Consider the following 9984-nt stretch of genomic DNA (forward strand, 5'->3'; position numbering starts at 1 on the left):
AGATGTGTATAAGAGACGGGGCGGGGGGCGGGGCGGGGGGGCGGGGCTCTGCTGCGCGTGCTGAGACCGCCGCGTGCGAGACTGGCATCACAACCCGCGCGCCACCCAGGAGAGCCCATGACCGACGCCGCCGCCACGCTCGAGCAGATCCTCGACGACCGCTACAGCTGCCGGGGCTTCACCTCCGAGCCCGTCCCGGAGGAGACCATCGATCGGATCCTGCGGATGGCGCAGCGCACGGCGTCGTGGTGCAACTCCCAGGCGTGGCAGGTGGACCTGGTGTCGGGCCAGGCGACCGCGGCGTTCGGCAAGCACCTCACCGACTACGTGCTCTCCCACGACATGAACTCGGACCTGCCGGCGCCCGAGCGCTATGACGGCGTGTACGGCGATCGCCGCCGGGCCAGCGGATTCGGGCTCTACTCGGCCCTGGGGATCGAGCGCTCGGACCAGGACGCGCGGCTGCACCAGATGCTGGAGAACTACCGCTTCTTCGGGGCCCCGCACGTCGCGGTGATCACGTCCGATGCCGGGCTCGGCACGTACGGCGCGGTGGACTGCGGCGGCTACGTGGCGACCTTCCTCGCGGCGGCGTCGTCGCTGGGGGTGGCGACCTGCGCGCAGGCCGCGATCGCGCTCTACTCCGACGGCGTCCGCGAGCACCTGGGCATCCCCGACGACCGGCTGATCGTGTGCGCGATCGCCTTCGGCTACGCCGACGCCGAGCACCCCGCCAACGCGTTCCGCACCGAGCGGGCGGACCTCGGCGACGTGGTGCGCCGCCACGGCTGAGCCGCCCCCGGGTCAGTAGAGCTCGCGCTGCGAGGTGGACTTCCCCGAGATCGCCTTGCGGACCTTGTTGCCGTTGTAGATCGCCACGATCGCGGCCAGGATCGCCACCACCGTGAAGAACGAGCTCGCGAACAGCGCGATCGGAACTGACACGACCGTCACCCCCAGCGCGATCGCCGTGGTCCGCGCGTCCTTGCGGACCTGCTGCTTCTGCTGCTCGATCGAGTTGACCTGGTAGGGCTGCATGCTCATGGGTTCAGGATTCCACATCCCGGCGCGCGGCCGCGTTCTCGGTGGTGGCGAGGCCCGCGGGCTCCCACTCGGCTCCGCCCGAGGTCCGGGTCGCCAGGATCGGGCCGAGCACCCCCGGGTCTCCGGCTGCGGTCAGCGCGACCCGGCGGCCGTAGTCCACCCCGAGCACCTGCGCACCGGCCGCCCGGACGGCGCCCTCGAGCCCCCCTGCCACGGCGTGGTCGACCTCCGCCCGCCAGGCCGGGGTCCGCACCACCTCCACCACCCTGCCCGCTGCCCACGCGGACTCCACGGCGGCCGACACCGCAGCACCGTAGGCCCGCACCAGCCCTCCCGTCCCCAGCTTGGTGCCGCCGAACCATCGCACGACCACCGCGCCCACCCCGGTCAGCCCGCTGCCGCGCAGCACCTCCAACATGGGGGTCCCGGCGGTGCCGGAGGGTTCGCCGTCGTCGTTGCTGCGTTCGATACGGCTGGATCCGGGGACGTCCACCAGGAAAGCGCTGCAGTGGTGGCGCGCTGCCGGGTGGGCCCGGCGGAGGTCGGCGACCAGGGCGCGGGCGGTCTCCTCGTCGTCGCACCGTCTCAGCACCGCGACGAACCTGGAGCGCTTCTCCTCGTACTCACCGGTGACGTCGGGCCCGGCGGACAGCCTGAGCACGCGGGTTCCGGGGTCGGTCATGACCCCAGTATCGCCGCAGCCGGAGCCGGCGCGCCCGTGGCCGCCCGGTTTTCCCTACCCTGGGCGTCGTGATCTCCCCGAGCAACGACACGTTCTCCGTCTGGGCGCCGCGGGCCCGCGCGGTCGGCCTGGTCCTGGACTCCCCCGGCGCCGAGCCGGTCCCCATGCGGCGAGCGAAGGACGGCTGGTGGACGTCCGGCGTGCCGCGGGAGGTGGGCAGGGACTACGGGTTCGTGCTGACCGGCGACGACGACGAGGCGGGCCCCCCGCGTCCCGACCCGCGGTCGCCGCGTCAGCCGGACGGCGTGCACGGGCTCTCGCGGGTGCACCGGGTGGACGCCTCCCGCTGGACCGACTCCGCGTGGACGGGTCGGCGGCTGGCGGGGTCGGTGCTCTATGAGATGCACGTGGGCACCTTCTCCCCCGGCGGCACCCTGACCAGCGCGATCGAGCACCTGGACGAGCTGGTGGAGCTGGGCGTGGACATGGTCGAGGTCATGCCGCTGAACGCGTTCAACGGCGAGTACGGCTGGGGTTACGACGGGGTGGCGTGGTTCGCGGTGCACGAGCCGTACGGCGGGCCGGACGCGTTCCAGGAGTTCGTCGACGCGTGCCACGGTCGCGGGCTGGGCGTGTGCCTGGACGTGGTGTACAACCACCTGGGGCCGTCGGGGAACTACCTGCCGGAGTTCGGGCCGTACCTCTCGGCCGCGGACGGGCCGTGGGGGTCCGGGCTCAACCTGGACGGGCCGGAGTCGGGCGAGGTGCGGCGGTACATCATCGACAACGCACTGCGGTGGTTCGACGAGTTCCACGTGGACGCCCTGCGGTTGGACGCCGTGCACGCGCTGCACGACGGGTCGGCCGTGCACCTGCTGGAGGAGCTGGCGGTGGAGGTCGAGTCGCTCTCGACGCACTTCGGGCGGCCGCTGTCGCTGGTAGCGGAGTCCGATCAGAACGACCCCCGGCTGGTCACCGCGCGCGAGGGCGGCGGGTACGGGCTGGACGGGCAGTGGGACGACGACGTGCACCACGCCGTCCACGCCGCCGTCTCCGGGGAGCGGCAGGGCTACTACGCCGACTTCGGGTCGCTCGCGTCGCTGCGGCAGGTGCTCACGGGGGCGTTCCTGCACGCGGGGACGTGGTCGAGCTTCCGCGGGCGGGTGCACGGGCGGCCGGTGGACGTGGGCCGGGTGCCGGGGTCGCGGTTCGTCGCCTACACCCTGACCCACGACCAGGTGGGCAACCGCGCGGCCGGGGATCGGCCGTCGATGACCCTGAGCCCCGCGCAGCAGCTGGCCAAGGCGGCGATCGTGCTGTGCTCGCCGTTCACCCCGATGCTGTTCCAGGGCGAGGAGTGGGGTGCGCGGACGCCGTTCTGCTTCTTCACCTCGCACCCCGAGCCGGAGCTGGCCGAGGCCGTCCGCCGGGGCCGGACCCGCGAGTTCGCGGAGATGGGCTGGGACCCCGCCACGGTGGCGGACCCGCAGGACCCGGAGACGTTCCGCCGGTCGAAACTCGACCGCTCAGAGCAGTCGCGCGACGAGCACGCCGAGATCCTGCGGACGTACCGCGCGCTGATCGCCCTGCGGAGGGCCGAGCCGGAACTCAGCGATCCCTGGCTGGGCTCTATACATGTAGAGACCGGCACGGAGTCCCCAGACGACCGCTGGCTGGTGGTCCACCGCGGCTCGCTGGCGCTGGTGGTGAACCTGGGCACCGAGCCGTGCCGGGTCCCGCTGGCCGGCGAGGCGGTGGTGGCGTCGGGGGCGGTCGCCGACGCGGACTCCGTGTTCTGCCAGGCGTTCGGGTTCGCGGTGGTGCGAAGGCGCTGACGCCGGGCCGCGGCGGGCTACTTGAACGCCACGGAGAAGGTTCCCGCCTGACCGATGCTCCCGGTGAACCACTTCCACACCTGCTGGGGCGCCAGGAAGAGGGTCTGCAGGTCCACCGACCCGTGGCCGCCGTCGGGCAGGGTCGAGCCCGGATTGCTACCGGTGACGATCGCGGCCACAGGGACGGCCGACCCGCCCGCGTACCTGTCGAGGTCGTTGATGATCAGGGGCAGTCGGCCCCTGATACCTGAGCACGTCACGGGGAGAACCAGCGCCCCCGTCCGAGTACTCGGACGGGGGCGCTGTCGTGTCGGCCCGAGGGCCGACCTGCTACGTCAGGTACTCGTACGCGGCGGTGCCGGGCTCGAGCCGCTCGCAGTCGATGCGGGAGACGTCCATCCGCTCCAGCAGGGAATGCAGCCCGGTGGCGGAGCCGAGCTCGATGCCCACCAGCGCGGCGCCGTACTCGCGGTTGTTGCGCTTGAGGTACTCGAACTGCGTGATGTCGTCCTCGGGGCCCAGGACCTCGTCGAGGAAGCGCCGCAGCTGGCCTGGCTCCTGCGGGAACTTCACCAGGAAGTAGTGCTTGAGCCCGCGGTGGACCAGCGAGCGCTCGATGATCTCGCTGTAGCGGGAGACGTCGTTGTTGCCGCCGGAGACGATGCACACGACCGTGGCGCCCTCGTCGATCTCGAGCTGGTGCAGGGCCGTCACCGCCAGCGCACCGGCGGGCTCGGCGATGATCCCCTCGTTCTGGTAGAGCTCCAGCATCTCGGTGCACACCGCGCCCTCGTCCACGGTGAGGACCCGGATCCGGTCGGCCTTCGAGGCGATCACCCCGAACGGGAAGTCCCCGAGCCGGGCCACCGCGGCGCCGTCGACAAAGGTGTCCACGGTGTCGAGGGTGACCGGCTCCCCCGCCTCCAGCGCCCTGGTGAGCGACGGCGCGCCCGCGGGTTCCACGGCGACGATCCTGCAATCGGGTGCGTACTCCGCGAGGTAGGTGGCGATCCCGCCCAGGAGACCACCGCCGCCGACGGGTACCACCACGGCGTCCGGGGCCTGGTCCAGCTGGGCCAGGATCTCGGCGGCGATGGTGCCCTGCCCGGCCATGGTGTCGGGATGGTCGAACGGCGGGACCATCGTCGCCCCGGTCCGCGCGGCGTCGGCGCGCGCGGCGGTCTGCGCGGCGTCGAAGTTGGTGCCCGTCACCACGAGCTCCACCCAGTTGCGGCCGTGGGCCAGGATCCGGTCGCGCTTCTGCTTGGGTGTGTTGGTGGGCACGTAGATCCGCCCGTTGATCCCCAGGCTCCGGCAGGCAAAGGCCACGCCCTGCGCGTGGTTGCCGGCGCTCGCGGTGACGACCCCGGCGCTGCGCTGGTCGCCGGTGAGTTGGGACATGAGGTTGAAGGCGCCGCGGATCTTGTACGACCGGACGTCCTGCTGGTCTTCCCTCTTGAGCAGGATGCGGGCGCCCGTCTGCTCGCTCAGCCGCTCGCTCACATCGAGGTCGGTTGCCCGGACCACGTCGCCGATGCGGCGGGCGGCGGTGTCGATGTCGTCGGTGGTCACGAGCTGTGTCGTGGCGGAGTCGGTGGCGGTCACGGCCTCCAGTGTCCCACCGCCCCCACGATCACCGCCAACTGGTCATCCGGTGAGGCACCCCGGCCCGAGCAGCGCCTTGAGGTCTCCCATGAGTGACGACGACGTCTCCACCCGCAGATGGTCGTCCAGCCGCAGGACGGTCGAGGAGTTCCCGTTGACCAGCCGCAGGTGGACGTCCGACGGCCCGGGGTGCCGGCCGAGGACCTGTTTGAGCGCGGTGACGGTCTCGACCGTGCACATCCGGGTCGGCAGCGTCAGCGCGAGCGGGGCGCCGTTGCCCCCCACGACCAGGTCCGGGACCTCGAGGGTGTCCCCGAAGACGGAGACGCGTTCCTCGCGGATGTTGATCCGCGCCTTGACCAGGACCACCGCGTCCTCGGCGATGTCCAGGGCCGCGAGCCGGTACGTCTTGGGGAAGAACAGCACCTCCACGCTGCCGTTGAAATCCTCGATGGTGACGATCGCCCAGGGTTCGCCGTTCTTGTTGACCCGCCGGTCCACGCCCGAGATGATCCCGCCGATCGTCACCGGGGTCCCGTGCGCCAGCTCGCCCTCGTGGATGGTGGCGATGGAGGTGTCCGTCTTGGCGTCGAGCGCCTTCTCCAGACCGTCGAGCGGGTGACCGGACACGTACAGGCCCAGCATCTCCCGCTCGAGGGCCAGCTTCTGCTTGATGTCCCACTCCTCGTCGGGGACGCGGACGGCAAAGACGTCGCCGAACGCCGAGGCGCCTCCCGCGTCGTCGGTGTCCGCCCCGCCGAACAGGTCGAACTGCCCCACCGCCTCGGCCTTCTTGGTGGACATGACCGATTCCACCGCGTCGGAGTGGACCAGGAACAGGCCCTTGCGCGGGTGACCCAGGGAGTCGAACGCCCCGGCCTTGATGAGCGACTCGGTGACCTTCTTGGTGCACGCGGTCTGATCGATCTTCGCCAGGTAGTCGGAGAAGTCGCTGAAGACCCCCTTCTCCTCCCGGGCCCTGACGACCGAGTCCACCACGTGGGCGCCCACGTTGCGGACCGCGCCCATCCCGAAGCGGATGTCCGTGCCGACCGAGGCGAAGTTGGTCAGCGACTCGTTGACCGACGGCGGCAGGACCCTGATGCCCATCTGGCGGCAGTTGGCCAGGTAGAGCGCGGCCTTGTCCTTGTCGTCGCCGACCGAGGTGAGCAGCGCGGCCATGTACTCGCCCGGGTAGTTGGCCTTGAGGTAGCCGGTCCAGAACGACACGAGCCCGTAGCCGGCCGCGTGCGACTTGTTGAAGGCGTACGAGGCGAAGGGCTCGATGGTGCCCCACAGCGCGTCGACGGCCTCCTTGGAGAACCCGCGCTCGACCATGCCGCCGGAGAACTTCTCGTACTCCGCGGCCAGCACCTCGGCCTTCTTCTTGCCCATGGCCTTGCGGAACCCGTCGGCCTCGCCGGCCGTGTATCCCGCGAGCTCGCGGGAAATGGCCATGATCTGCTCCTGGTACACGATCAGGCCGTGCGTCTCGCCGAGGATCTCCCGGAGCGGCTCCTCCAGCTCCGGGTGGATGGGCGTGAGTTCCTGCTTGCCGTTCTTGCGGTCGGCGTAGTTCCAGTGCGTGCCCATGCCCATCGGTCCGGGGCGGTACAGGGCGAGGGCGGCCACGATGTCGTTGAAGCCGGTCGGCTTCATGCGCTTGAGCAGCTCGCGCATGCCGCCGGAATCCAGCTGGAACACGCCCAGGGTGTCGCCGCTGGCGAGCAGGTCGTAGGTGGCCTGGTCGCTGGTACTCAGCGTGTCGAGGTCGATCTCCTCGCCCCGGTTGCTCTTGATGTTCTCCAGGCAGTCGCCGATCACCGTGAGGTTGCGCAGGCCCAGGAAATCCATCTTGAGCAGGCCGATGTCCTCGCAGGAGGGGTAGTCCCACCCGGTGATGAGGGCGCCGTCCTGGGCGCGCTTCCACATGGGGATCACGTCGAGCAGCGGCTCGGAGGACATGATCACCGCGCACGCGTGGACGCCGGCCTGGCGGACCATTCCCTCCAGCCCGCGGGCCGTGTCGTAGATCCGCTTGACGTCCGGGTCGGTCTCGATCAGCTGGCGGACCTCCGCGGCCTCGCCGTAGCGCTCGTGCGTCGGGTCGGTGATGCCGGAGAGCGGGATGTCCTTGGCCATGATCGCCGGCGGCAGGGCCTTGGTGATCCGGTCGGCGATCGCGTACCCCGGCTGGCCGAAGTTCACGCGCGCGGCGTCCTTGATGGCGGCCTTGGTCTTGATGGTGCCGAAGGTGATGACCTGCGCGATCTTGTCCGCGCCCCACTTGTCGCTGGCGTAGCGGATCATCTCGCCGCGGCGGCGGTCGTCGAAGTCGATGTCGATGTCGGGCGCCGACGGGCGCTCGGGGTTGAGGAACCTCTCGAACAGCAGGCCGTGCTCGATCGGGTCGATGTTGGTGATCTTGAGCGCGTACGCCACGAGCGCACCCGCCGCGGACCCTCGCCCCGGGCCCACCTTGATGCCGATCGAGCGGGCGTACTCGATGAGGTCGCCCACCACGAGGAAGTAGCCGGGGTACCCCTTGCCCTTGATCACCTCGAGCTCGAAGGCCGCCCGGTCCAGGTACTCCTGCGGGATCCCGGACGGGAAGCGCCACTCCAGGCCCTTGTGGACCTCCCGGGCCAGCCACGTGTCCTCGGTCTCGCCCGCCGGCACGGGGAACTTGGGCATCCGGTCCTTGGGCGCCCAGATGTCGTCGTAGGGCTGGACCCGCTCGGCCACCCACAGCGTGTTGTCGCAGCCCCCGGGGACCTCGGAGTCCCACTGCGCCCGCATCTCCTCCGCCGACTTGAGGAAGTAGCCGTCGCCGTCGAACTTGAAGCGTCCCTCGTCGGCGAGGGTCTTGCCGGTCTGGACGCAAAGCATGGCCTCGTGGGCGTGCGACTGCTCGCGGGTGACGTAGTGACAGTCGTTGGTCACCAGCGGCGGCATCCCCAGGTCCCGGCCGAGCTTGAGCAGGTCCTCCCGGACCCTCCGCTCGATGTCGATGCCGTGGTCCATCAGCTCGAGGAAGAAGTTGTCCTTGCCGAAGATCGACTGCCACTTCTCGGCCGCCTCGTAGGCCTCCTTGACGTGGCCCAGCCGCAGGCGCGTCTGGATCTCCCCGGACGGGCAGCCGGAGGTGGCGATGATCCCCTCCGAGTGCTCGGCCAGGATCTCCGCGTCCATCCGCGCCCACTTGCCCAGCTGCCCCTCGTACGAGGCGAGCGAGGAGAGCAGGAACAGGTTGCGCAGGCCGGTCGCGTTCTCCGCGACCATGGTCATGTGCGTGTAGGCGCCGGAGCCGGCGACGTCGTCGCCCTTCTGGTGCTTCTCTCCCCACAGCACGCGCTTCTTGTTGAAGCGGGACTCGGGGGCGACGTACGCCTCGATCCCGATGATCGGCGTGATGCCGGTCTTGACGGCCTGCTTGTAGAAGTCCGAGGACCCGTACATGTTGCCGTGGTCGGTCATCCCCACCGCGGGCATGCCGAGGCGCTTGGCCTCGGCGAACATCGGGTTGATCTGAGCCATCCCGTCGAGCATCGAGAACTCGGTGTGATTGTGCAGATGCACGAACTGGGATCCGCCCACGCAGCATTCCTCCTACGACTTGTCCGGCCCAGTCTAGGTCGCTTCTCCGACACGACCCGAAACCCCAGCACGAGCTCAGCGCGGCGACCTCCCGGCCAGCGTGAACACGATCACGGCCACCCAGATCAACCCGAAGCCCGTCCACTGGACCGCGTCCAACCGCTCCCCCACCACGAGCAGGCCCCACGCCATCTGCAGCACCGGCACGATGTACTGCAGCATCCCCACCGTCGCGAGCGGGATCCGTTGGGCGGCCACCGCGAACAGCAGCAGCGGCACCACCGTGACCAGGCCCGCGGTGGCCAGCAGGACGGAGTGGCCGGGGCCGTGCCCGGTGAACGTCCCGACGCCCGAGACGCCCAGCCAGACGAGCAGCGCCAGGGCGAGCGGGGCGATCACCAGCACCTCGCCGGTCATCCCGATCACCGGGTCCACCCGGAGCGTCTTCTTGAGCACGCCGTACATCCCGAAGCTCAGCGCGAGGACGACCGACAGGGACGGGAAGTGGCCGTATCCGAGTGTGAGAACCCCCACGGCGACGACGGCGAGGCCCACCGCGAGCGCCTGTGGTCGGGTGAGACGCTCGCGGAAGAGCAGCACTCCCAGTACGACACTCACGAGGGGGTTGATCGTGTACCCGAGCGCGGCCTCGGTGACCCGCCCGGAGTTGACCGCGTACACGTAGACGCCCCAGTTGGCGGTGATGAACAGCGCCGCACCGGAGATCCGGGTCCACGAGACGCGGTCGAGTGACCACAGCTCGCGCCACCGCCGCAGCACGGTGAGTACGATTCCCATCACCACGAGCGACCACACGATCCGGTGGCCCACGATCTCGACCGCACCGGCGGGCTCGAGCAGCGGGAAGAAGGCCGGGAAGAAGCCCCACAGGGTGTACGCGGCGACGCCGGCGGCCATCCCGCCCGCCACCGACCTGTCGCTCGTGCCCACGCGCCCGTCACCCACCCGCATCTCCCTCGGTTCCTGGTCCCACCGTGCCTCGTCCCACCTTGCCTCGCCCGACTGCGCCGCCCCCACCGCGCCGCCCCGACTGCGCCGCCCCCACCGCGCCGCCCCCACCGCGCCGCCCCCACCGCGCCGCCCTCGCCGCGCCGCAATTCGGTCGACGTATTGCGCGAGATCCGGGGCGTACGCGCGACATCCGTCGACCGACCCCTGCGAGATGTCGACCAAACCGGGGGGCGGGTGCGGGGGGCGGGG

The 9984-nt window shown here is 70.6% G+C and carries 8 protein-coding genes; 2 read left to right on the forward strand and 6 right to left on the reverse strand.

The window, feature by feature from the left end:
* Window positions 1-117: 117 nt before the first annotated feature.
* Window positions 118-792 carry a nitroreductase gene (locus tag B4M60_RS10655; protein ID WP_291083444.1) on the forward strand — a complete coding sequence of 225 codons (675 nt, stop codon included), beginning with the start codon at window positions 118-120 and terminating at the stop codon, window positions 790-792.
* Window positions 793-804: 12 nt separating this feature from the next.
* Here the strand turns inward: B4M60_RS10655 and B4M60_RS10660 are convergent, their stop codons facing one another.
* Window positions 805-1044: a hypothetical protein gene (locus B4M60_RS10660; protein WP_291083447.1), complete on the reverse strand. Its 240-nt coding sequence runs from the start codon at window positions 1042-1044 to the stop codon at window positions 805-807.
* A 4-nt stretch (window positions 1045-1048) separates the two neighbouring features.
* Window positions 1049-1726, reverse strand: coding sequence for an IMPACT family protein (locus tag B4M60_RS10665; RefSeq protein ID WP_291083450.1), 678 nt, complete (start codon window positions 1724-1726; stop codon window positions 1049-1051).
* A gap of 68 nt (window positions 1727-1794) precedes the next feature.
* Here B4M60_RS10665 and treZ point away from each other — a divergent pair, with 68 nt between their 5' ends.
* Entirely contained in the window at window positions 1795-3561 is a 1767-nt protein-coding gene (gene treZ, locus B4M60_RS10670) for a malto-oligosyltrehalose trehalohydrolase (protein WP_291083452.1), read from the forward strand.
* Window positions 3562-3578: 17 nt separating this feature from the next.
* On the opposite strand, the gene B4M60_RS10675 is transcribed toward treZ, so the two are convergent.
* The 4 genes from B4M60_RS10675 to rarD all read right to left on the reverse strand — a co-directional run bounded on the left by B4M60_RS10675 (window position 3579) and on the right by rarD (window position 9729).
* On the reverse strand, window positions 3579-3821 hold the full coding sequence (locus tag B4M60_RS10675; protein ID WP_291083454.1) for a hypothetical protein: 243 nt from the start codon (window positions 3819-3821) through the stop codon (window positions 3579-3581).
* A 70-nt stretch (window positions 3822-3891) separates the two neighbouring features.
* Window positions 3892-5166 (reverse strand): threonine ammonia-lyase IlvA, encoded by a 1275-nt coding sequence (gene ilvA, locus B4M60_RS10680; protein WP_291083455.1) that lies wholly within the window; start codon window positions 5164-5166, stop codon window positions 3892-3894.
* A gap of 42 nt (window positions 5167-5208) precedes the next feature.
* Window positions 5209-8763: a DNA polymerase III subunit alpha gene (dnaE, locus tag B4M60_RS10685; RefSeq protein ID WP_291083458.1), complete on the reverse strand. Its 3555-nt coding sequence runs from the start codon at window positions 8761-8763 to the stop codon at window positions 5209-5211.
* Between the two features lie 75 nt (window positions 8764-8838).
* Window positions 8839-9729: an EamA family transporter RarD gene (gene rarD / locus B4M60_RS10690; protein WP_291083460.1), complete on the reverse strand. Its 891-nt coding sequence runs from the start codon at window positions 9727-9729 to the stop codon at window positions 8839-8841.
* Window positions 9730-9984 lie beyond the last annotated feature (255 nt).

The organism is Dietzia sp. UBA5065 (genome assembly GCA_002415925.1).
Classification (GTDB): Bacteria; Actinomycetota; Actinomycetes; order Mycobacteriales; family Mycobacteriaceae; genus Dietzia.